General features: G+C 41.9%; 18 protein-coding genes. 15 read left to right on the top strand and 3 right to left on the bottom strand.

Annotated features, from left to right (window positions below; genetic code table 11):
• The first annotated feature begins 206 nt into the window (after positions 1-206).
• From DXB73_RS11415 to DXB73_RS11465, 10 genes are all read left to right on the top strand, one after another.
• Positions 207-3,263: an L-fucokinase gene (locus tag DXB73_RS11415; RefSeq protein ID WP_118691221.1), complete on the top strand. Its 3,057-nt coding sequence runs from the start codon at positions 207-209 to the stop codon at positions 3,261-3,263.
• Between the two features lie 15 nt (positions 3,264-3,278).
• Positions 3,279-3,722, top strand: a complete 444-nt coding sequence (locus DXB73_RS11420; protein ID WP_118691204.1) for an RbsD/FucU domain-containing protein — start codon at positions 3,279-3,281, stop codon at positions 3,720-3,722.
• Between the two features lie 50 nt (positions 3,723-3,772).
• The gene (locus DXB73_RS11425) at positions 3,773-4,642 is read left to right on the top strand and encodes an AraC family transcriptional regulator (protein WP_243104096.1); all 870 of its coding nucleotides are present in this window, start codon (positions 3,773-3,775) and stop codon (positions 4,640-4,642) included.
• 306 nt (positions 4,643-4,948) lie between these two features.
• Positions 4,949-5,752 (top strand): Rpn family recombination-promoting nuclease/putative transposase, encoded by an 804-nt coding sequence (locus DXB73_RS11430; protein ID WP_243104095.1) that lies wholly within the window; start codon positions 4,949-4,951, stop codon positions 5,750-5,752.
• 751 nt (positions 5,753-6,503) lie between these two features.
• Entirely contained in the window at positions 6,504-7,556 is a 1,053-nt protein-coding gene (gene gmd, locus DXB73_RS11440) for a GDP-mannose 4,6-dehydratase (protein ID WP_118691224.1), read from the top strand.
• Positions 7,557-7,629: 73 nt separating this feature from the next.
• Positions 7,630-8,574 carry a GDP-L-fucose synthase gene (locus tag DXB73_RS11445; protein ID WP_118691225.1) on the top strand — a complete coding sequence of 315 codons (945 nt, stop codon included), beginning with the start codon at positions 7,630-7,632 and terminating at the stop codon, positions 8,572-8,574.
• 108 nt (positions 8,575-8,682) lie between these two features.
• The gene (locus DXB73_RS11450; RefSeq protein ID WP_118691206.1) at positions 8,683-10,002 is read left to right on the top strand and encodes a sugar phosphate nucleotidyltransferase; all 1,320 of its coding nucleotides are present in this window, start codon (positions 8,683-8,685) and stop codon (positions 10,000-10,002) included.
• 21 nt (positions 10,003-10,023) lie between these two features.
• Positions 10,024-11,025 (top strand): type I phosphomannose isomerase catalytic subunit, encoded by a 1,002-nt coding sequence (locus DXB73_RS11455; RefSeq protein WP_118691207.1) that lies wholly within the window; start codon positions 10,024-10,026, stop codon positions 11,023-11,025.
• A 126-nt stretch (positions 11,026-11,151) separates the two neighbouring features.
• Positions 11,152-12,843 carry a phospho-sugar mutase gene (locus tag DXB73_RS11460; protein WP_118691208.1) on the top strand — a complete coding sequence of 564 codons (1,692 nt, stop codon included), beginning with the start codon at positions 11,152-11,154 and terminating at the stop codon, positions 12,841-12,843.
• Positions 12,844-12,932: 89 nt separating this feature from the next.
• Positions 12,933-13,391, top strand: a complete 459-nt coding sequence (locus tag DXB73_RS11465; RefSeq protein WP_118691209.1) for a hypothetical protein — start codon at positions 12,933-12,935, stop codon at positions 13,389-13,391.
• Here DXB73_RS11465 and DXB73_RS11470 read toward each other — a convergent pair.
• On the bottom strand, positions 13,381-14,730 hold the full coding sequence (locus DXB73_RS11470; protein WP_118691210.1) for an MATE family efflux transporter: 1,350 nt from the start codon (positions 14,728-14,730) through the stop codon (positions 13,381-13,383). The two genes, DXB73_RS11465 and DXB73_RS11470, sit on opposite strands and share 11 nt — an antisense overlap.
• Positions 14,731-15,257: 527 nt before the next feature.
• On the bottom strand, positions 15,258-15,542 hold the full coding sequence (locus tag DXB73_RS11475) for a helix-turn-helix transcriptional regulator (RefSeq protein WP_118691211.1): 285 nt from the start codon (positions 15,540-15,542) through the stop codon (positions 15,258-15,260).
• A 469-nt stretch (positions 15,543-16,011) separates the two neighbouring features.
• Here DXB73_RS11475 and DXB73_RS11480 point away from each other — a divergent pair, with 469 nt between their 5' ends.
• The 5 genes from DXB73_RS11480 to ltrA all read left to right on the top strand — a co-directional run bounded on the left by DXB73_RS11480 (position 16,012) and on the right by ltrA (position 21,398).
• The gene (locus tag DXB73_RS11480; RefSeq protein WP_118691212.1) at positions 16,012-17,028 is read left to right on the top strand and encodes a VanZ family protein; all 1,017 of its coding nucleotides are present in this window, start codon (positions 16,012-16,014) and stop codon (positions 17,026-17,028) included.
• A gap of 151 nt (positions 17,029-17,179) precedes the next feature.
• Positions 17,180-17,371, top strand: a complete 192-nt coding sequence (locus tag DXB73_RS11485; RefSeq protein WP_118691213.1) for a hypothetical protein — start codon at positions 17,180-17,182, stop codon at positions 17,369-17,371.
• 94 nt (positions 17,372-17,465) lie between these two features.
• The gene (gene glf, locus DXB73_RS11490) at positions 17,466-18,587 is read left to right on the top strand and encodes a UDP-galactopyranose mutase (RefSeq protein ID WP_118691214.1); all 1,122 of its coding nucleotides are present in this window, start codon (positions 17,466-17,468) and stop codon (positions 18,585-18,587) included.
• Positions 18,588-18,707: 120 nt separating this feature from the next.
• A complete protein-coding gene (locus DXB73_RS11495) occupies positions 18,708-19,538 on the top strand; it encodes an AraC family transcriptional regulator (protein WP_118691215.1) in 831 nt (276 codons plus the stop codon).
• A 441-nt stretch (positions 19,539-19,979) separates the two neighbouring features.
• Positions 19,980-21,398: a group II intron reverse transcriptase/maturase gene (gene ltrA, locus DXB73_RS11505; RefSeq protein ID WP_118691216.1), complete on the top strand. Its 1,419-nt coding sequence runs from the start codon at positions 19,980-19,982 to the stop codon at positions 21,396-21,398.
• 142 nt (positions 21,399-21,540) lie between these two features.
• Here the strand turns inward: ltrA and DXB73_RS11510 are convergent, their stop codons facing one another.
• A complete protein-coding gene (locus DXB73_RS11510; protein ID WP_243104093.1) occupies positions 21,541-22,269 on the bottom strand; it encodes a transposase in 729 nt (242 codons plus the stop codon).
• Positions 22,270-22,439: the final 170 nt, after the last annotated feature.

The following is a 22,439-nucleotide window of genomic DNA, read 5'->3' on the forward strand; positions in this document are numbered from 1 at the left end:
CGATTTAGATACGCCTTCGATGGCGATTCCAGAAATGCTGGATGCAAGTGTGAAACCATTGTAGAATGTGGTAAAGTCTGGAGCAAAATATCTTAATTTTAATTACACAGAGTTCGCAGAAACACTGTATGGTGTCAAGACTCTATACTGACCAAAGTTTTCTGGAGAGCTTACATATGTATTATAACCCAAGGGAGCGTATACCGATGACTAAAAGAAAACTGAAAAAACTATTCCTCGCTCAGAGTTATCTTGACTCGTGGGACGAGTATCAGCGCAGTTTGCGCAAATCCAGTTATATCACATGGGATTATGTGATATTAACAGCTTCCAATGAGGAGCAGGCGTTAGCCTATGAGCAGCAGATTTTAGATCGGCTGACGTTAGGCTTGCTGCCGGAGAAGACAGTTTATAAGGTGTTACCGGATCCGGATGGTAAGCGTGTTGGATCTGGTGGAGCAACTTTTAATGTATTGAAGTATATTGCTGAGCAGGATGGAGATGCAAGGGAGAACCATTTCCGGGGTAAGCGGATCTTGGTGATCCACTCTGGAGGAGACAGTAAGCGTGTTCCGCAGTATTCGGCTTGTGGCAAGTTGTTTTCACCGGTGCCGCGGGAGCTGCCAAATGGCAGACCATCGACATTATTTGATGAATTTATAATAGGGATGACTTCTTTAGCAGGACGTTTCCCGGATGGAATGGTTGTTCTATCGGGAGATGTGCTGCTTTTATTTAACCCGTTGCAGATCGATCTACAGTATCACGGTGCGGCAGCGATATCGATCAAGGAAGATGTTGAGACAGGCAAAAATCACGGTGTATTTTTAAATGATGGTCACGATCATGTCGCACGCTGCCTACAGAAACAGTCGGTGGAGACACTTCGAGCAGCCGGTGCGGTGAATGAGAATGATGCGGTTGATATTGATACCGGTGCAGTGGTATTAGATGCTGAACTACTGAATGCGTTGTTTGGTCTGATCAGCACAGATGGTATTGTCTGTGAGGAGAAGTTTCATAAGTTCGTGAATGAGACAGCAAGAGTAAGTTTTTATGCGGACTTCTTGTATCCGTTAGCTGGCGAAGCGACGTTGGATGATTTTCAGCGGGAGACTCCGGAGGGGAGCTTTTGTGAAGAACTGACAAAGTGTCGTAATCAGATCTGGGAGGCACTGCATGCTTTCTCAATGAAGCTGATCTGTCTGTCTCCGGCGGAGTTTATTCATTTTGGAACTACGAGAGAGCTTAGAGAGCTTGTGACGGTTGGCGTGGATGATTATGAATTCCTTGGCTGGCAGAAGCGTGTTTTGACGAATATGCAGGATGCGGACGAATATGCGACGAATAATGCCTACATTGCGTCAGATGCCGTGATAGGACAGGGATCCTATATAGAGGATAGTTATATTGGACCGAATACGGTCGTTGGAGCCGGTACGATCATTTCGAATGCCGGCATTGAGAATGTGACGTTGCCGGAAAATATGGTGTTTCACACGTTGGCACTCTCGGATGGCACCTTTGTGACGAGGGTGTATGGTACGGAGGATAATCCAAAGGGAACCTATGAGAAGAATAGCCTATGGATGGGGATACCGATACAAAAAATATTGGCGGTGTACGACATTTTGCCGGAGCAAATATGGAATGGACAGGAGCGTTATTTGTGGTTTGCTGATCTCTACACGGTAGAGGCAGATCGTACTGCCAGTGTTGCAAGTGCGATGCGTTTATGCCGTATTGTGGCAGGAACAGCGAAGCCGGATGATGTGAAGAGTTGGTTGGAGTCAAAGAGACTGAGTTTGTGCAGCAGTTTTAATGCAGCGGATGTACGCGCTATTGTTCCGTGGAAACGGAGCATTGAGAACCAGGTGCTTGTGACCTGTTTCGTGGATCGATTGATGCAGGGAGAGTATTACGAGGATGCATTGCGTGTCTTTGGTGATGCAGGAATTAACGAGGCGCAATATCAGTTGTTGATGGAGCGCGCAGAGCATAGTGCATTTTCGGAGAAGATTCGCATTTATTATGCGTTGTCCAGATATATGAGAAATCATCGCCAAAGCTTTGCAGGAGCACAGTATGATGCGTTAGAGAGCAAATGCTTTGATGAGATCCAGCGCGTTATCTACGAAAATGGCAAAGATAAGATTCCGGATTTTGATGATTTTCATATTGCGAAGGAGGAAGTGCATGTTTCGCTTCCGGTTCGTGTGAATTGGGGCGGCGGTTGGACGGATACACCACCACATTGTAACGAAAAGGGTGGTGTTGTATTAAATGCGGCGATTAAGCTGAAAGGCAATTATCCGATTCAGGTGACGATGCATCGAATTCCCGAGCTGGAGGTACAGTTTGAGAGTCAGGACATTGGTGTAAGTGGTGTTGCAAAGACGGTAGAGGAGATTCAGGATTGCCATAATCCTTATGATTTCTTTGCCCTTCATAAAGCAGCATTGATCGCATGTGGCATTATTCCGATCGAAGGTCATTATGAATTGACGGATATATTGGAGAAGCTGGGTGGCGGATTTTATTTGTCGACGCAGGTGATCGGTGTGCCGAAGGGGTCTGGACTTGGCACAAGTTCCATTCTATCGGGGGCTTGTGTGAAGGCGATCTTTGAATTTTTTGGACAGGAAGTACAAGATGCAGAGCTTTATGATATTGTGCTTTGCATGGAGCAGATCATGAGTACCGGTGGCGGCTGGCAGGATCAAGTCGGTGGCGTGACAGCGGGAGTTAAGATGATTACGACAGAACCTGGAATCAATCAGGTGATTCAAGTAGAAAATGTGGTACTGAGTGAGGCAACCAAGAAGGAGCTGCAGGAGCGATTTGCGCTGATCTATACCGGACAGAGACGTTTGGCGAGAAATTTGTTGCGGGATGTTGTTGGTGGATATATCGGTGGGCGTAAGGAATCTACCGATGCGTTGGATCAAATGCAGCGGACAGCGGCATTGATGCAATTTGAGTTGGAACGTGGTAATGTGGATCGGTTTGCGGCACTTTTGAATGAGCATTGGGAACTTAGCAAGCAGCTTGATGCGGGATCGACGAATACGTGCATTGATCAGATATTTCTTGCTTGTGAAGATCTGGTGGATGGACAGTTTATTTCCGGCGCCGGTGGTGGCGGTTTCTTACAGGTGATCATGAAGAAGGGCGTTACGAGAGAACAGCTACACCAGAGATTATATAGCATATTCCAGGATAGTGGCGTTGATGTTTGGGATACGGAGTTTATCTGGGAATAAGGGAGGAGTTAAACGATGCTAAAAGGAATTCCGAAAGTGCTGACTCCGGAGATGTTGAAAATACTATGCGAGATGGGACATGATGACGAAATTGTCATCGCAGATGCACATTTTCCGGCAGAAGCGATGGGAAAGCGTGTTATTCAGTACCCTTGTATTAGTGCACCGGAGATGGTGGAAGCTATTGTGAAAGTTATGCCGTTAGACACGTATGTAAAGGCTCCGATCATGGTGATGAGCCTGGTGCAGTCGGATATAGATAAAGGAATGCCGATACCGACGATGTGGGAAGAGGTTCGTGCTCGTTCCAGTGAGATTGAGGGATTCGAGGTGCAGCTCGGAGAATATGAGCGGTTTGAATTTTATGAGCATGCCAAGAAAGCCTACGCAATTATACAGACGGGCGAGGAACGGCAATATGGCAACTTTATGCTGCGCAAGGGTGTTGTGCTGAACTAAAGCATTTGTAGAATTGTAGAGCTTGCAATGTGATAGAGAGAAGGTGCGGTATGAGCATAGAGGAAATGGGATATTTCACGGATCGTGCAGTGCGTTCAGACCGCATTATCTATACACCGACTTTATTTGCAAAAGAAGCACTGTTATATTTGCAAGAGGTTGGTTCGCTGCAGGCATTGAAGCCACATCAAAGTCATAGAGAATCGCTGGACTCTTTCTTGTTTTTTGTCGTAAAGAATGGTCGGGGAGAATTGCAGTTTCGCGGACAAAAATATTCGCTTTCTGTGGGGGACTGTGTGTTTATTGATTGCAGACATCCGTATTACCATAGAAGTTCTAAGGATGATCCATGGTCTCTAAAATGGATGCATTTTAATGGCAGTATGGCAGCCACTATTTATGATAAGTATTTATCCCGAGGCGGAGAAAATGTTTTTCCTTCTAAACGGATCGATCAATATATGGATGTGATTGATGCGGTATATCGCGTAGCTGATTCGGAAGATTATATTCGTGATATGCGGATTAATGGGTATCTGCAGAATTTTTTGACATTGTTAATGGAGGAAACATATCATCCGGAGCAGGAGATTGGTGGAGCAAAGCAGGAAAGTATTCATCTTGTGAAAGAATATTTGGAATCGCATTATGAGGATAAGGTGACATTAGATGATTTGTCGAAACGTTTTTACATCAATAAGTATTATTTGACGAAGCTGTTTAAGCAGACCTATGGTGTTACGGTGAATTCGTATTTGCTGCAGATTCGTATTACGCGTGCAAAGCAGCTGCTGCGATTTACGGATCTGTCAGTGGAGATGATCGGGGAGAAGTGTGGGATATCGGATCCCAATTATTTTAATCGGGCATTTAAGAAGATAGAAGGATTGACACCGAGAAGATATCGGATGATGTGGTGAGCAATGACTGGTTTTTATCGTATAGATTGTAACGGAAACTAGGCATTGACATTAGACGATGACGCAGTTAAGATAATCTTAAAATGCTCGCAACGTAGAGGGAATCAGAGCAAAACGTTGGTTTGCTCTTTTTTATAAACTGATTGATCAAAATATAGAAAATTAAAACGAACAAATATTGTGAGATATGTACAAAATTAATGCATGAGAATGTGAAAAATGTCAATAGTAATCCTCGGTCAAAAATGATATACTGCAACATACGAAACAATAAATGTAGCATATTTTAGGGAAGAGGAGATTACTATGGCAATGAAGATGAAGAAATATGAGGAACTGGAACTGCGAGACGACTTTATGTTTAGTCGGATCATGAGCAATCCTAAATTTGTGAAACCGCTTTTGGAGACAATCTTAGGTGTGAAGATACGAAAGATCGTATATCCACAAACACAGAAAACCATTGATCTGTCCCTACAGGCGAAAGGGATTCGGCTGGATGTATATGTGGAGGATGATCAGAACACGGTATTCAATCTGGAAATGCAGACGTCCGATGGCGCAAACCTGCCGAAGAGGATGCGTTATTACCAGGGGATGATAGATCTCAATATATTGGATAAAGGTCAAGATTATACGACATTAAAGAAAAGTTACGTAATCTTCATCTGCACATTTGATCCATTCGGAGAAGGCCGGCATATTTACACATTTTGTAATACATGTCAGGAAAATACAGCATTGACATTAGACGATGACGCAGTTAAGATAATCTTAAGTACAAAGGGAACAATGGACGATGTGAGTCCCGAAATGCAACGGATTTTAGATTATATTGATGGAAAAGGTGCGTCGGACAAATTTACAGAGGAGCTGGAGGAAGCAGTGTGTTCGGCCCGCCAAAACGAGAGATGGAGGTTGGACTATATGACATTAGAATATGAATATCGTCAGCGTTACCTAGAGGGAAAGGAAGAAGGCCGTGCGGAAGGCCGGGAACGAACGATTCAAAAGCTACATGAACGGGGTGATAGTATTGCATCTATTGCGGACATTGTAGAGTTGGATGAGGAAGAGGTAAAACGTGTGATAGATGCATTGAAACTGTAATGAACTAAAACTTTATACCGGACGTTACTAACCGATTCACATAATGCTTATTATGTCGATGGACTAATTATATTTTACAGCCGCTATATAGTGAGTCCTGCCATCAAGAAACTATAGCAATTGCTTTGCCGCAATAGGTTTTCACAGTGATTTCTAGATTTTGTTGTCTCTGATGATTGATTTACATGCCTTTCGGAAACTCGAAGTCCCGGAAGCAAGGTATTCATCATTTTTGAAAGGGACTTTGCGCTCGTCGTTACTTATGTCTCGTATTTCAGAGACATTAAGTAACGTGACGTAGCGCATCGTAGCGAAAGCGTCCCGTCCAAAAATGGATGATACCTTGCTAAACCGGGACATCTCAGACAATCCTTCAGGCATGTATTCATCAGAGACTTAACAAAATAAGAAATCACTGTGAAAACTCTGCGTTCTGCAGCAATTGCTATAGTTTCTTGATGGCAGGATAATTTACCTTGTTGGCTGCAAAATAGCTATTATTTTACTGACATAATAAGCAATATGTCTATGCGTGAGATATTAAGGTATGGAAAGTTTGAGTAATGAATAAAAAACAATATTGTGCTAAAAAGCGTAAAACATGCCAATATATTGTCTTGTTTTACGTTTTTTTTGTGCGTAAAATAACGCTTGTATTTATGAAATAAGAGCATAGCAATTTGTATCGGCGCACACAGGATACAAATGGTTATGCTGGAAAAACGTGTGCAGAATTGGAGTTTATTATATTATGAAAAAAGCGTTAATTACAGGAATTACAGGTCAGGATGGATCTTATTTGGCAGAGTTTTTGTTAGAAAAGGGATATGAGGTACATGGTATTACAAGACGAGCTTCAATCTCCAATACATCACGTATTGACCATTTGTTAGAAAAGAATGCTATTACATTGCATGATGGAGATTTGTCTGATTCTTCTTCATTGGTTCGTATCATTGGATTAATTCAGCCGGATGAAATATATAATCTGGCTGCACAGTCGCATGTGCAGGTGTCGTTTGATGTCCCGGAATATTCCGGCGATGTTGATGCAATCGGTGTACTTCGTATTTTGGAAGCTGTCCGTATTTTGGGACTAACGCAGAAAACTAAGATTTATCAGGCATCTACATCTGAATTATTTGGTAAGGTGGAAGAAGTGCCACAGAGAGAGACAACACCATTTCATCCATACAGCCCATATGCGGTTGCGAAACAGTATGGCTTTTGGATTGTAAAAGAGTATCGTGAAGCATATAACATGTTTGCAGTGAATGGCATTTTGTTTAATCATGAATCGGAGCGTCGTGGTGAAAATTTTGTAACCCGCAAGATTACGTTAGCAGCAGGACGTATCGCTGAGGGATTACAGGATCATTTGGAACTGGGCAACATGGATTCCCTGCGCGACTGGGGATATGCGAGAGATTATGTAGAATGTATGTGGATGATCTTGCAGCATGATACGCCTGAAGATTTTGTGATTGCAACGGGAGAGCAGCATACGGTTCGCGACTTTACGGAAAAGGCGTTTGCAGCAAATGGAATGCAGATCCGTTGGGAAGGTGAAGGCGTGGATGAAAAGGGATACGATGCAGAGACCGGCAAGCTGTTAGTCAGCGTCAATCCGCAGTGGTTCCGTCCAACCGATGTAGATAATCTTTGGGGAGATCCTACGAAGGCAAAGACAGTACTTGGATGGAATCCACAGAAAACAAGTTATGAAGAATTGGTCCGTATCATGGCGGAACATGACCGTAAGTTAGCGAAGAGGGAGCGTGCGGTGAAAGATGCAGATGCATAGTACCGGATAATTCATGGTATCAGCTAAGAGACAAAATATTTTTTGAGACCAATCGAAAGGACGGATGATCGAAATGATGGAAAAAGATGCCAAAATATACGTTGCAGGGCACCGGGGGATGGTTGGATCTGCAATAGTCAGAGAGTTGGAAAGACAGGGATATACGAATATTGTTACTCGTACTCATACAGAGCTTGATCTGTGCAGACAGGATGCAGTGGAAGCATTTTTTGCACAGGAAAAGCCAGAGTATGTATTTTTAGCAGCAGCTAAAGTTGGCGGCATTGTGGCGAACCAAAATGCACTTGCAGATTTTATGTATGATAATATGATCTTGGAGATGAATGTGATTCATTCTGCATGGAAGAACGGTTGTAAGAAACTTGAGTTTTTAGGATCTTCCTGTATTTATCCGCGAATGGCACCACAGCCAATGAAAGAGAGCTGCCTGCTTACTTCAGAATTAGAGAAGACGAATGAGGCGTATGCACTAGCTAAAATTTCCGGGTTGAAATATTGTGAGTTTTTGAATAAACAGTATGGGACGGATTACATTTCGGTGATGCCGACCAATTTGTATGGACCAAATGATAATTATCATCCGACACACAGCCATGTGCTTCCGGCGTTGATCCGCCGTTTTCATGAGGCGAAAGAGAGTGGAGCAACTGAAGTGACTTGCTGGGGGGATGGCTCTCCACTTCGTGAATTTTTGTATGTAGATGATCTGGCCAATCTATGTGTGTTCTTAATGAACAATTATAGTGGTGATGAGACGGTCAATGCGGGAACAGGTAAGGAATTAACGATTAAGGAATTGACAGAATTAGTGGCTAAGGTGATTGGATTCAATGGAGAGATCAAGTGGGATAGTTCGAAACCAAATGGTACACCGCGTAAACTTCTTGATGTTAGTAAAGCTGAGAAGCTTGGATGGACATATAAGACGGAATTAGAGGATGGAATTCGGTTATCGTATGAGGACTTTTTGAATAATCCGATGAGAGCAGAGCGTTGATCATATAGAAGTGTTATTACAGTTGATTTACAAAGGACTCCCAATGTTGGGGGTAGAGTGATCGGTTGAATGCGAATTGTTGCGCTGAGAAAGGAATAGTTAGTTATTATGAATTTAGTATTATTATCTGGTGGATCCGGAAAGCGTCTTTGGCCGCTTTCGAATGATGTTCGTTCAAAACAATTTATTCCATTTTTGAAAACGGAAAATGGATATGAATCAATGGTACAGCGTGTATATCGTCAGATTAAGTTGGTGGACGAAAATGCGGAAGTAACAATCGCAACGTCTAAGACGCAGGTTTCCTCGATACACAATCAGTTGGGCGAAGATGTAGGGATCAGTGTTGAACCGTGCCGCCGTGATACGTTTCCGGCGATTGTGTTGGCTGCCGCTTATTTGAAAGATGTTCGAGGAGTTGGGCTAGAGGAATCGGTTGTGGTTTGTCCGGTAGATCCATATGTTAATGATGATTATTTTGAAGCATTAAAGCGTCTGGGAGAATTAGCAGAAACGGAAGAGGCTAATCTGGTTTTAATGGGAATTGAACCGACGTATCCGAGTGAAAAATATGGATACATTATTCCGACATCAACGCAATCAGTAAGTGATGTATCTGTATTTAAGGAAAAGCCAACGGAAGAAATTGCAAAAGGTTATATTGCACAAGGCGCATTGTGGAATGGTGGCGTTTTTGCATTTCGCTTAGGTCATGTCTTGGACAGAGCACATGAGTTGATTGATTTTACGGATTATGCGGACCTGTTTGATAAGTATGAAACTTTGGAAAAAATATCGTTTGACTATGCGGTAGTAGAGCATGAAAAAAACATTAAAGTAATGCGCTTTTCCGGTGCGTGGAATGATCTTGGAACATGGAATGCATTGACTGAGATCATGGAGGGAAATACGATCGGTGAGGCAATCTTTGATGAAACGACAGAGAACACATTTGTGATCAATGAGATGAATGTTCCGATCTTGTGTATGGGTACTAAGAATATTGTTGTGTCGGCGAGTGCGGAGGGGATTTTAGTATCAGATATTGAGCAGGCAGATCGAATTAAGCCATATGTGGATCAGATCGATCAGCAGATCATGTATGCTGAAAAGTCGTGGGGAAGCTACCGTGTCATTGATATTGAGGAAGAAAGTATTACGATAAAGGTAACGTTAAATCCGGGACACAGCATGAATTATCATAGTCACGAGCACAGGGATGAGGTGTGGACAATTCTTTCCGGTGAGGGACGAACAATTGTGGATGGAATGGAACAGAGTGTCCGGGCAGGAGATGTTATTACGATGTCTGCAGGATGTCGTCATACTATTATTGCTAAGACAGAACTACAGGTGATGGAAGTACAGCTTGGTAAGGAAATCAATGTGCATGATAAGAAGGTGTACGAATTGCCGGCAACAAGGTAAGGCATAGTGCGGAGGATGAACATGGATAGAAAGCCGTTTTTATTGAAACCTGCCGCTAAGGATTATTTATGGGGTGGCAGTAGATTAAATGATGATTTTTCGAAAAATATTAATATGCAGCCGCTGGCGGAGACATGGGAATGCTCGACACATCCGGATGGACCAAGTGTTATTGCAAGTGGTGAGTTTGAGGGAATGGAACTTGCAGAACTTTTGAGACGTTTTCCGGAATTTATCGGAGAACATCCGAGGAGTAATCCGTATCTTGAGGCAGGTGAACTTCCTATTTTGATCAAGTTTATTGATGCGAAGAAGGATCTTTCTGTGCAGGTGCACCCGGATGACGAATATGCAAGAAACAAGGAGGGGGAACTCTTTGGCAAAACAGAAATGTGGTATGTTTTGGATGCGGCTAAAGATGCAAAACTTGTGTATGGCTTTTATCATGATATGGATAAGAAAAAATTACGTCATAGCATAGAGAATGGAACAGTGGAAAAATACTTACAGAAAGTGCCGGTGCATAGAGATGATGTATTTTTTATTGAGGCAGGAACGGTGCACGCGATCGGCGCAGGAGCACTGATCGCGGAGATTCAGGAAAATTCTAATCTGACGTATCGTTTGTATGATTATAATCGTCGCGACAAGCAGGGAAAGCTGAGAGAATTACATGTCGATAAAGCGCTTGATGTTGTTGATCTGCGGCAAAGTTCGGAACCACGACAACCGCTCCGAGTATTAAAGTATCAAAGAGGCTGGGCGAGTGAACTATTATGCCGGTGCCAATATTTTCAGGTTGAGCGTATGCTGCTTAATACGGAATCATGTCGTGAAATGGCAGATTTTTACACAGATAAAAATTCATTTCAGGTATTATTATGCACGTCAGGATGTGGTTTACTGCTTTATGGCGGATCAGGAGTGTTGCAGTTTTTTAAGGGGGATTGTATATTTGTACCCGCTGGTTCGGTGCCGCTCAAGATTCATGGTAGTGCGCAGATGTTGAAAGTGACGTGTTAAATGATCAGATTGACATAGTAAATGTTTGCTAAATGTGACAAAATTAAATGAATATGCGACAATTACAAAATATTATCATCAAAATGGTGAAGAGTATGTAGTTGTTGGAAAGGTTTGGTAAAGAGCATGAAAGAGACGATACAAAAAGAATATTTAAGGTGGAAGACATTAGCAGATGATCAGGATGTGGCTGCAGAATTACAAAGTATGGACGGCAATGAAGAGCAGATCGAGGATGCATTCTATCGTAATTTGGCATTTGGAACCGGAGGATTGCGCGGAGTAATTGGTGCCGGAACAAATCGAATGAATATTTATACTGTGGCAAAGGCGTCTCAAGGTTTGGCAGATTATGTAAATAAGCAGTTTGCACCGAACAAGAGAAGTATTGCGATCAGTTATGATTCGAGAATCAAATCAGACGTATTTGCAAGGGTTGCTGCAGGAGTTTTTGCGGCAAACGGAATCCAATCTTATATTTATAAAGAACTTATGCCTACGCCTTGTTTGTCCTATGCTGTGAGGGCACTTCATTGTGCTGCTGGTATTATGGTAACAGCGTCTCATAATCCGTCGAAGTATAACGGATACAAAGTATATGGGGCAGATGGCTGTCAGATTACAACAAAGGCAGCAGATGCTATTTTAGCAGAGATAGAAAAGTTAGATTTGTTTGATGATGTGAAAAGAGTATCCTTTAAAGAGGCGTTAAACGTTAATAAGGTGTCCTATATTTCGGACAGAGTGTATGATGACTTTATCGAAGAAGTGAAAAAACAATCATTACTATCGGACGATCTTGCCATTAATAAAGATGTTTCTATTGTATATACGCCGTTGAACGGGACGGGGTTAAAACCGGTTTTACGAGCATTAAAAGAATCTGGTTATACAAATATTACTGTAGTAAAAGAGCAGGAGCAGCCGGATGGATATTTCACAACTTGCCCATATCCAAATCCGGAAATTAAAGAAGCGATGGAACTTGGAATAGCATATGCTAAGAAGTGCAATGCAGATTTATTACTTGCGACGGATCCTGATTGCGACCGGGTTGGTATTGCAGTTAAAAATAAGCAGGGAGAACATGTATTAGTAACCGGCAATGAAGTGGGAATGTTGTTGTTAGATTATATTTGCAGCAGAAGAATTGCAATGGAGACGATGCCGGAGGATCCGGTTGCTGTAAAAACAATAGTTACCATCGATATGGCAGAAAGAATAGCAGAACATTATGGTGTTAATGTAATTAATGTTTTAACCGGTTTTAAGTTTATTGGCGAACAGATTGGTTTGCTGGAAAAACAAGGGAAGGAAGACTCATATATCTTTGGCTTTGAAGAAAGTTATGGGTATTTGTCGGGAGGATATGTCCGTGATAAAGATGCGGTGAATGGAGCATTTTTAATTTGCGAAATGTTTGCATATTATGCTGCTTTAGGAATTAGTTTATTGGATAAATTAAACGAATTATACGAGCAGTATGGATATTGTCTAAATACCTTGCATTCCTATGAATTTGAGGGTGCTGCTGGATTTGATAAGATGCAGAGGATCATGGCTGATTTTCGTACCGGAATAACTTCATTTGCCGGTAAAAAAGTGATAAAATGCAATGACTATAAAGAAGGCGTTGATGGATTACCAAAGTCAGATGTATTGAAATATTTCCTAGAGGACCATTGTTCTGTTGTTGTGCGTCCTTCGGGGACGGAACCTAAGTTAAAAACATATATTTCGGTGAGTGCTGAGAACCGGGAGAAAGCAGTCATGGTAGAGCAGGACATTGCGTGTGAATTGGAGCGAAAGATGAAATAAATTATGTCAATGCTGCATTGACATTAGATGATAACGTGGTTAAGATAATTTTATTTTAGCTTATATTAATGGAAAAGGTGCGTGGGACTATGAAAGAGCAACACATCCATAAGTCGGGTCGGCCGCTCAAGAAACCAAATTATGATGCGGCTGCCATTTTACAGGACACGGTGGAGCAGGCTGTTAGATATTATACGATTTCCGGCGATAAGAGGGCAGGAGATGCAAAGCATCGATCTTTAGCTGAGATCGGACGCTTAATGGAGATGAATCCTATTAAAGTGCGCAAGCTATTGATCACGGCAGGGGTGTATGAGAGTGACATCGCAGATCATGTAAATGCCGTGTTTGCGAAGCATCGTGCCAAGCTATCGTACAAAGAAGCATTAAAACAGACCTGCATGGAAACAGGTCTGTCTAGAGCTTCTGTAAATTCTTATCTCCCTTATGAGAAAGGGATTTATATGCCGGAGGATTGTTCACCGGATGAAATTAGTGTTGGAGCAGAGCGGATAAGACGGTTTCGCAGGAAAAATGCTACTCCGTAAATTTACGTTCCACATGCCATAGCGTTACGCCGCAGATAATTCCGGCGATGACGATGGAAATAAAGTCTGCGACGGATTGTGCATAGATCACACCGTTTAATTGGAACAATTTATTCAGGATAAAGAGCATTGGGATGAAGGCAAGTCCCTGACGGCATACCGTAAGCAAAAGAGATTGCAAAGCTTTTCCCATTCCCTGCAAGGTATTGATACATAAGAACAAAATACCGATAACAGGGCCGGAAAGCTGTAGTGCGATCATCATTTTGATGCCGGAAGTGACAACTTCCTGATCGTTGATAAATGCATGAATGATCGGCTCGCGGGCGATCACCATTAGGAGCGTGAGTACAGTACCCATAATGACGGCGCACAGCCCAGTGAAAAAGAATATTTTTTTCAGGCGTTTTACATTTCTGGCACCGTAGTTATAACCGATGAGAGGCTGAATACCAGCGCAGAGTCCGATCTGCAGCAAGATAACGATCATGTTTGCTTTCATGGCGATGCCCATGGCGGCTACAGGTGTGTCTCCATAGCTGATCAATACGTTATTTAATAGGATGTTAGCGCAGCTCATCAAAATATTATTGAGAGATGCCGGGATCCCAATGGAAAAGACGCTGGATGCAATACGGTTTTTCCATTGAAAGTCGCTTGGCTTTATGGAAAGGGCAGTGCCTTTTTTGTGCAACAGATAGTGAAGATAGAAAATACAAGCTGCTACATTGCCAAGTACAGTAGCGACAGCTGCTCCGGATACACCCCAGCCAAGCCATAAGATCATAATGGGATCCAAAATAATATTGGTGATGGTACCGATCAGATTTCCGATCATGGATTCTTTGGCTGCTCCTTCACCGCGGACAATATTACCGTAAGCAGTGCCAAACATGACAAAAGGGGCACCGATCGCAACGAAAGTAAGATATTGTCTTGCATAATCAATGGTTGCCGGACTGGCACCGATCATTTTGAGAATACCATCCATAAAGAGGATGAATATTAGTGTCATCAGTATCCCGACACCCAGAGAACCATAGCAGCAAAAGGCAGAAATGTGTCTCGCACGCTGCTCATTTTTTTCGCCAAGTGCACGTGAGATCGCGGAACTTCCGCCGATCCCGAAGAGATTGCCGAGCGCCATAAACACCATAAATACAGGTGTGGCAAGAGAGACTGCAGCCACCTGCATGGCATCACCGGTCTGGCCGATAAAAAAGGTATCAGCCATATTATAAATAACAACTACCAGCATTGTGACGATCGTTGGAATAGCCATAAGTGCCACCGCCTTTGGGACGGATGCTTTTTCAAATAAATCTCGGTTTGAATTCATAGCAATATTTACCTCCTGTGTTTGTGTATAATTCATCGTTATCAAAATGATTTTCTGATCGTATTTGAATGTCTTTCATCATGATCAAAATGATTTCGACGTACCTCATGTTGTACCATGTAAAATGCAACTTTTCTATTCTACGCCACTTTTCGCCAAAATGCAAGTCGATACACTACTCCACATCACATTTTTCTTAATTGCTCAAACTTTGCACATCAAAAATTCTCATATTGTCACATATTGCTTATTATGTCAGTAAAATAATAGCTATTTTACAGCCAACAAGGTAAATTATCCTGCCATCAAAAAAACTAAAGCAATTGCTATAGTTTATTGATGGCAGGACTCACTATATAGCGGCTGCAAAATATAATTAGCCCATCGACATAATAAGCAATATGTGACTGGATGGCAGCTTCGGATGTGTGAAGTTTGAATTAATTACGCAAAAACTGCCGCCCTTGGAATTTTGATTCCAAGGGCGGCAGCTTTTAAGTTTTGCTGTTCCTTTTTGTCGGTAACGCTTATTTGTTGTTATTGCTATCCGTTTCGGGTGCTTTTTGAAACGGAAAATTCTGAAATTCTAGAAAATATTTTGGCTCTACATTTAATATATCAGCAATATCAAAGATGAGATCCAATGATATTTTACGATTTACATTTGGTGCTTCGATAGCACCAATATGTTGTCTGCTGACATTTAACTTCTCAGCCAATTCTTCCTGTGTCATTTTCTGATATTTACGACAATAAGCAATGCGAAAACCGATTTCGCGATAGCGTTCCCAGTGATTTGTATCTTTCTTCATAATGTATCCCCTTTTCTATATGATAATTCTGGCACTCGGAGACAAGTTGTGTGGTAATGCATATCCGCACAATGTTAAAAGTGCTCCATTACATCGTATGTCCTATATCATTAGTTTAACCGAAAATAATAAATTTAACATAATTTGAAAAGTAATATGAGTTATTTTGCAAATAACAAATTAAATGTATTACGTATGAAATGTTTGTCTTAAGGAAAATATTCATGGGCAACTTGCCATTTATTAGGTGGAATGGTAATATTTATGATTGTTAGATAGCGTTTCACATAATGTTAGAACACACGACATCTTATATTTTAGATGGCTATGAGATTTTATGTGGACGATAAATGGATTCAAACGTTCCGGTTCTTTATAGTTGTATGGTTATAGATTACTTATTCTAAAAGGGATTTTTGGTATGGAAGGTTTGAGTTGTCGAGGAAATGACAAAGGGTATGGTTAGAATATGTTAATAGATTGTATGATGGCAGACATTGCGGAAGTCTTGTCGTATTTGCCGACAGCGATATTAGTCGGAGCAGCATATGCATTGGTGGCAGGAATTGTCTTCCGCTTTATGAGAAAACGGGCAGCGAGTAGCGGTGATACGCCCGGTAAGGTGCCATTTGGCGAAAATAGTGTTTTTAAGCTGACTATAAGCACATTGTTAGTGATTTATGTTGTCGTGGTATTGATGACGGTGTTTTTTTCAAGAGAACTTGGCTCCAGAGATGGCATAGATATGCGCATTCTGGGAACATGGGGAACGACGATGCAGGATCATGCGTGGGTGCTTGAAAATGTTTTGCTCTTTATTCCGTTTGGCCTGTTACTTTCTTTTTGGTTTCCAACTGGAAAAAAGGGTATTGTTGTTCTTATTGGCATGGTGTGCAGCATCGCGATTGAAGTGACACAGCTTGTTACGGGGTATGGATTTTGTCAGTTGGATGATGTTATAATGAATACAGCAGGAACTTTTGTGGGATATCTGCTGTATCATGGTATTGTAAATATATGTCGAAGGACGATGGCGAGAAGGCTATGCTGTTTATTGCTGGTGATTGTGTGGATGACGACGATCTTTCATTTTTCGGCACAGCCGGCAGATGAATCCGGGCAGATGAGCCTGCGGTTTGGAATGTCGATCTGTCGGATGGTTGTACCGCATTTTGAGGATAAAACGGTAGAGCAGCAAGAGACGATGGCAAGAAGGATTGAGTTTCCGGTACGTAAAGCGGCACATATGACGGAGTATGCGATTTTGGCGTTGTTATTGTTAGGTACGATCACGAAGGATCGGATCACGCGAAAACAGCTGTTGGCGGTGATATGTTTGGTAGCAGCTTATGCAGCAACGGATGAATATCATCAGTTATTCGTGCCGGGACGGAGTGGTCAGGTGCGGGATGTGGTCATTGATACGGTTGGAGGAACACTTGGCCTTGGTGCTTGGCTGGCAGTACGCCGCCTTTTGACACCTTGATCCTTAATAGAAAATTGCCCGTAATGTTTAATAGGAAATTGCTCGTAATGTTGTGTTACACCACCAAGAATTGCTTTAGCAATTCTTGCAAAGCAAAGCGCTGGCTTTGCTTTTGTACGGAACATCTTTGAGTGTTAGGAGATGATTAACAATGGATTTTATGATTGGTACGGTTGATTCGAAACGGCTTCGCAAAGATTTGCTGCAGCATTTTCGGACAGCCCCGAATTGTAGAACGCCGGAGGGACGGCGTAAGCTGGAAGCAATACAGTATGCTAATGAGCAGCAGCTTGTGGCACTTGCTAAGCAGGAAGGCTTTGAGATGAGACCCTATATTCGTTAGGGCAGAAGAGCATAGAGCAGATGTGTGATTTGCGAAGACAGAAGAGCATAGAGCAGAGGTACAATTTGCGAAAGCAGAAAGGCGGATTATAAATATGAAACAGTATGATTATTTAGTAGTAGGAGCAGGACTTTTTGGAGCAGTATTTGCCAGACAGGCGGCGGATGCGGGCAAGAAAGTGCTTGTGATCGATAAAAGGGATCACATTGCGGGAAATGTTTATACAGAACAGGTGGAGGGAATCCATGTACATCGTTATGGAGCCCATATTTTTCACACGAATAATAAAACAGTGTGGGATTATATTACACGGTTTGCAGAGTTTAACCGTTTTACGAACAGCCCTGTCGCAAATTATAAGGGGGAATTATATAGCCTGCCTTTTAATATGTACACATTCAATAAGATCTGGGGTGTTGTGACGCCGGAGGAGGCAGCAGCTAAGATTGAAGAGCAGCGGCAGGAAGCAGGCATTACAGAACCACACAATTTAGAGGAACAGGCGATCAGTCTGGTCGGTAAAGATATTTATGAAAAATTGATCAAAGGATATACGCAGAAGCAATGGGGACGTCCATGTACGGAATTGCCGGCATTTATTATCAAGCGTTTGCCGGTGAGATTAACATTTGATAATAATTATTTTAATGCGTTATATCAGGGCATTCCAGTTGGTGGATATACGCAGATGGTTGCTAATTTGTTAGACGGGATAGAAGTGCAGCTTGGCGTGGATTATTTGGCAGACAAGGAAAAGCTTGCTGCAACTGCAGAACGTGTCGTATACACAGGAGCGATTGACGCTTACTTTAATTACACGCTTGGTACATTGCAATATCGTTCTGTGCGTTTTGAGACAGAGACATTAGATATACCGAATTTCCAAGGCAATGCTGCAGTAAATTATACGGATGCCGAGACACCTTGGACAAGAATTATTGAACACAAATGGTTTGAGTTTGGTAAAGATGCAGAGGGAAATGATCTGCCGAAAACGGTAATCTCCAGAGAGTATAGTTCTGAGTGGAAGCCGGGAGATGAACCATATTATCCGGTAAATGATGAGAAAAATGGTGCATTGTATGAGAAGTATAAGGAGTTAGCAGCCGGGGAGACTAATGTGATCTTTGGCGGAAGATTGGGCGAGTATAAGTATTATGATATGGATGCGGTTATCGCCTCAGCGCTCGCATTGAGTGAACGTGAGCTTGCATAAGAAAGCATAGCTTTATTGAGTGAAGTGCACTTGTATAAGAAAGCATAGCCCCGGTGGGTGAATGAGAAACGATATAAGAAACAGCCTTGTTGAGAATGACTGGGAAGGAGAGTAGCTCTTATGGAGTGGATTTATCCGATTTTGGGTAAGCAAAAGTGTCTGCCCTTCTATTTGTCGGGCGTTGGCATTGCAGAACCGGAGTATCATGTGATACGAGAAGAAGGTTTGGTATCCCATCAGCTTCATTATACGCAAAGTGGCCGTGGCAATCTTGTTGTTGGCGGCGCGACGTATCCGTTAGAGCCGGGAAGTATGTTTTATATGGCACCGGGGATCCCACATGAGTATTATCCGCTTGTTGAGGATGAGTGGACGACCTGTTGGCTGGTGTTTCGTGGGGAACATTTGCTGGAATTGATGAAAGGCATGGGTTTTGATGGTTTTGCCTATGATAAAAACATTGTCAATGAAAAGATTACCGGAATTTTTCATCAGATGCTTAAGGCGGCAAAAGATCCATTGTATGGTGATGAGCGATGCTCTATGTTAGTGTATGAATATATTATGAATGTCCGACAGGCGTTTTTGGCAAATAAGAAGTATGGCGGTCAGAGTGCCAAGAGCATGTTGCAGCGTGCTCTAATGTTTATTCATAAAAATTATGCGAGAGATATTACATTAGAAGAACTGGCAGAAATGAGCGGCGTGACGAAACAGCATTTTTGTCGGGTTTTTAAGGAACAGATGCGGATGCGTCCGATGGAGTATCTGGCAAGACAACGAGTTTCGGTTGCAAGAAGTATGTTGTTAGCAACAGATAAAAGCATCGCACAGATCGGGGCGGAGGTCGGATATGAGAATCCGACGTATTTCGGCATGGTATTTAAGAAGTATGAAGGCATAACGCCGACCGATTGCAGAAAAAGACATGGTACAAGCTTGACATGGTAGAGGCTTGCAGAGCAAAACGCTGGTTTTGCTCTTTTTTGATGTGCGCCTTGCGGCGCACGTCGCTAATGGGTGAAAGTCCCTAATCCGCCCTAGTAGTGGGAAGGATACAGCCAAGACCAAGGGTGTCCATCGTGAGGTGGAATCTGAAGGAAGGTGGAGGCAAATCTCTGGTCTGACGAACAGAAATCACATCAGGCTATAGTTAAGGATAAGGCTGCATCACAAGCCAAAGTCCAATAACTACTCGGAATTAACTGTAGTAAATGTGGCAGATATATGGAGAGAAAGTGACGTGTGGTACCAAGGGAGGTTTCGTCAGCGGTTGGAAACAGAGTATGAAAACCGTCAGTAACAACGAATGGCGAGAAGTCAGCAGAGGTCATAGTACCATTATGGTTGCAAACATAGTGGGAAGGACTGAACTTTAGGAGATGTGAGTAAATGAATGTAACCAAAGATGGATTTAAGGACAGACAACTTCATATTGAGGACTATCTGCAAATGGTATCTGCGGAACAGAAAGAGTATGCAGAAGTGTCCGCCCATCAGAGGATTACTGAAAACAACGACATCATCACAGATTTTCAGACGGACAATCTACTGGAACAGATTTTACACAAGGATAACCTTAACAAGGCTTATAAGAAAGTGAAATCTAACAAAGGAGCAGGCGGCGTTGACGGAATGAGCGTAGATGAACTTCTAGGCTTTCTGAAAGACAACCAAGAGCAACTAATCCAACAGATAAAGGATGGGAAATATAAACCTAATCCAGTCCGTAGGGTAGAAATACCCAAAGAAACAAAAGGCGAGGTCAGAAAACTGGGAGTGCCAACAGTAGTTGACAGAGTGTTTCAACAGGCAATCACACAGGTATTAACGCCGATTTACGAGAAACAGTTCTCGGAGGATAGTTTTGGATTTCGACCGAACAGAGGTGCGCATGACGCACTGAAACAATGCCAGACAAATGTCAATGATGGATATGTATATGTGGTAGATATGGATTTGGAGAAGTTCTTTGACACAGTATGTCAGAGCAAACTAATTGAAGTACTATCACGAACCATCAAGGATGGGCGGGTAATATCACTCATTCACAAATATCTTAATGCTGGAGTTATCAGCAGAGGAATGTTCGAAAAGACAGAGGTCGGAATGCCACAAGGTGGACCATTAAGCCCACTCTTAAGTAACATCATGCTGAATGAATTGGATAAGGAACTTACACGGAGAGGGCATAGATTTGTCCGATACGCAGATGACTGTATGATTTTCTGTAAAAGCAGGAAAAGTGCAGAAAGAACCTTAAACAACATAGTGCCATATATTGAGGGAAAACTATTCCTTAAAGTAAATCGCACCAAGACGTGCGTGGCACATATCAGCAAAGTCAAATACCTTGGCTATAGCTTCTATAGATACAAGGGAATATGCAGATTTCGGGTACATCCTAAATCAGTAACAAAGATGAAGAATAAAATCAGAGAGCTTACTGACAGACATAACGGATGGGGAAATGAATATCGAGCATTAAAGCTGACACAGTTTATTAGAGGATGGGTAAATTACTTTGGAATGGCAGATATGAAAGGTCTGTTGCAGAGTAATGACAAGTGGTTACGCCATAGAATAAGGGCAGTCTATTGGAAACAATGGAAGAAACCTAAAACGAAATACCGAAAGTTGAAAGAACTCGGAATGAATGAAGACTTTATTCAATGGCACGCAAATATGCGCCAGGGCATTTGGAACTGTAGCAATAATAGACTGGTACAGTTTGCCTTGAGTAATGAAAAACTCCGTGAATGGGGATATCCAACATTCACAGAGTTTTACCTGAAAATATGTGAAAACTAAAGAACCGCCGTATACCGAACGGTACGTCAGACTGTCTAACGATTCGAAAATTCAGTCTGATGTACGGTATTTTTATCTTCGATTTTTTTAATACCATTTTTATCTTTGTTTTTCACATGAATTACATGCGTTCCTCTCCCTGCTACATCACACTTCCTTCAAACTTCGTTACTAATTCTTCTGTTGAAAACATGCTTAATAATCGCTTAAAGTTATAAGCGAAAAACATAGATGCAGCTTCTGCGTCAACATTCTCTTGTCTGCGTCGATGAAAGAAACTATATCCGAGACTTCTTTTTATAGTCCCAAACGGATGCTCCACGATACATCTTCTCTGTTTATAAACCTCGTTATTATTTAGTGTTTCATTATACACAGTTTCAAGAACATCTTCATGTACCCAACGCTGTATCGTTCTTCCAGATGAAGAAGTAGTGCAGTCTTTTTTATATTTGCGATACTTCATACCATTCTTCGAAGTATTTTCAAAAAATCGTAATCTATCTCCTGCTGGGCATGTATATTCATCAGTTTCACCATTATATATAAACTTTTCTTTGCGAAATTCATTATCCTTTGTAGCATTATTCGCTTTAGCTTTTTTTATAAAGACATTCATTCCGGCATCAACACAGTTTTTTATCTCCGTTCCGTTATAATAACCTGTATCTGCCAGAACTGTAGAAGACTCTTTTTCTAAAAGTTCGGATGCTTTTTGTGCCATAGTGTAAAGCTGGTTTTGGTCATTTATATCATTAGTCGTCGAAATATCTACAACAAAATGATTCTTTGCATCTACAACAGACTGTACATTGTAGCAGATATCCAATGAGCCGTTATTTTTCATCCTTCTTGAATCGGGATCTGTCAAACTCTTTTGTTCCAGTCCTTCATCTTTTAATTCCTGTTTTTGTGTAAGATACTGTTCTTTTAGTTCTTGATATGTTTTTAGTTTATCTGTAAGGTCATCTGCCAGCGCTTCATCTTTAGCGATTTATAATGGCTCAGTTGTCAAGACAAAAATTTAATATTTTTATAATG

It is taken from the genome of Clostridium sp. OM05-6BH (assembly GCF_003481635.1).
GTDB lineage: Bacteria > Bacillota > Clostridia > Lachnospirales > Lachnospiraceae > Butyribacter.

Bases quoted from the DNA above. Each gene is read 5' to 3' on its own strand.
- DXB73_RS11430 (WP_243104095.1), top strand. From the start codon at position 4,949: ATGGCAATGAAGATGAAGAAATATGAGGAACTGGAACTGCGAGACGAC.
- DXB73_RS11480 (WP_118691212.1), top strand. From the start codon at position 16,012: ATGTTAATAGATTGTATGATGGCAGACATTGCGGAAGTCTTGTCGTAT.
- DXB73_RS11470 (WP_118691210.1), bottom strand. From the start codon at position 14,730: ATGAATTCAAACCGAGATTTATTTGAAAAAGCATCCGTCCCAAAGGCG.
- DXB73_RS11420 (WP_118691204.1), top strand. From the start codon at position 3,279: ATGCTAAAAGGAATTCCGAAAGTGCTGACTCCGGAGATGTTGAAAATA.
- DXB73_RS11450 (WP_118691206.1), top strand. From the start codon at position 8,683: ATGAATTTAGTATTATTATCTGGTGGATCCGGAAAGCGTCTTTGGCCG.
- ltrA (WP_118691216.1), top strand. From the start codon at position 19,980: ATGAATGTAACCAAAGATGGATTTAAGGACAGACAACTTCATATTGAG.
- DXB73_RS11415 (WP_118691221.1), top strand. From the start codon at position 207: ATGACTAAAAGAAAACTGAAAAAACTATTCCTCGCTCAGAGTTATCTT.
- DXB73_RS11475 (WP_118691211.1), bottom strand. From the start codon at position 15,542: ATGAAGAAAGATACAAATCACTGGGAACGCTATCGCGAAATCGGTTTT.
- DXB73_RS11465 (WP_118691209.1), top strand. From the start codon at position 12,933: ATGAAAGAGCAACACATCCATAAGTCGGGTCGGCCGCTCAAGAAACCA.
- DXB73_RS11455 (WP_118691207.1), top strand. From the start codon at position 10,024: ATGGATAGAAAGCCGTTTTTATTGAAACCTGCCGCTAAGGATTATTTA.
- DXB73_RS11495 (WP_118691215.1), top strand. From the start codon at position 18,708: ATGGAGTGGATTTATCCGATTTTGGGTAAGCAAAAGTGTCTGCCCTTC.
- gmd (WP_118691224.1), top strand. From the start codon at position 6,504: ATGAAAAAAGCGTTAATTACAGGAATTACAGGTCAGGATGGATCTTAT.
- DXB73_RS11425 (WP_243104096.1), top strand. From the start codon at position 3,773: ATGAGCATAGAGGAAATGGGATATTTCACGGATCGTGCAGTGCGTTCA.
- DXB73_RS11485 (WP_118691213.1), top strand. From the start codon at position 17,180: ATGGATTTTATGATTGGTACGGTTGATTCGAAACGGCTTCGCAAAGAT.
- DXB73_RS11445 (WP_118691225.1), top strand. From the start codon at position 7,630: ATGATGGAAAAAGATGCCAAAATATACGTTGCAGGGCACCGGGGGATG.
- glf (WP_118691214.1), top strand. From the start codon at position 17,466: ATGAAACAGTATGATTATTTAGTAGTAGGAGCAGGACTTTTTGGAGCA.
- DXB73_RS11460 (WP_118691208.1), top strand. From the start codon at position 11,152: ATGAAAGAGACGATACAAAAAGAATATTTAAGGTGGAAGACATTAGCA.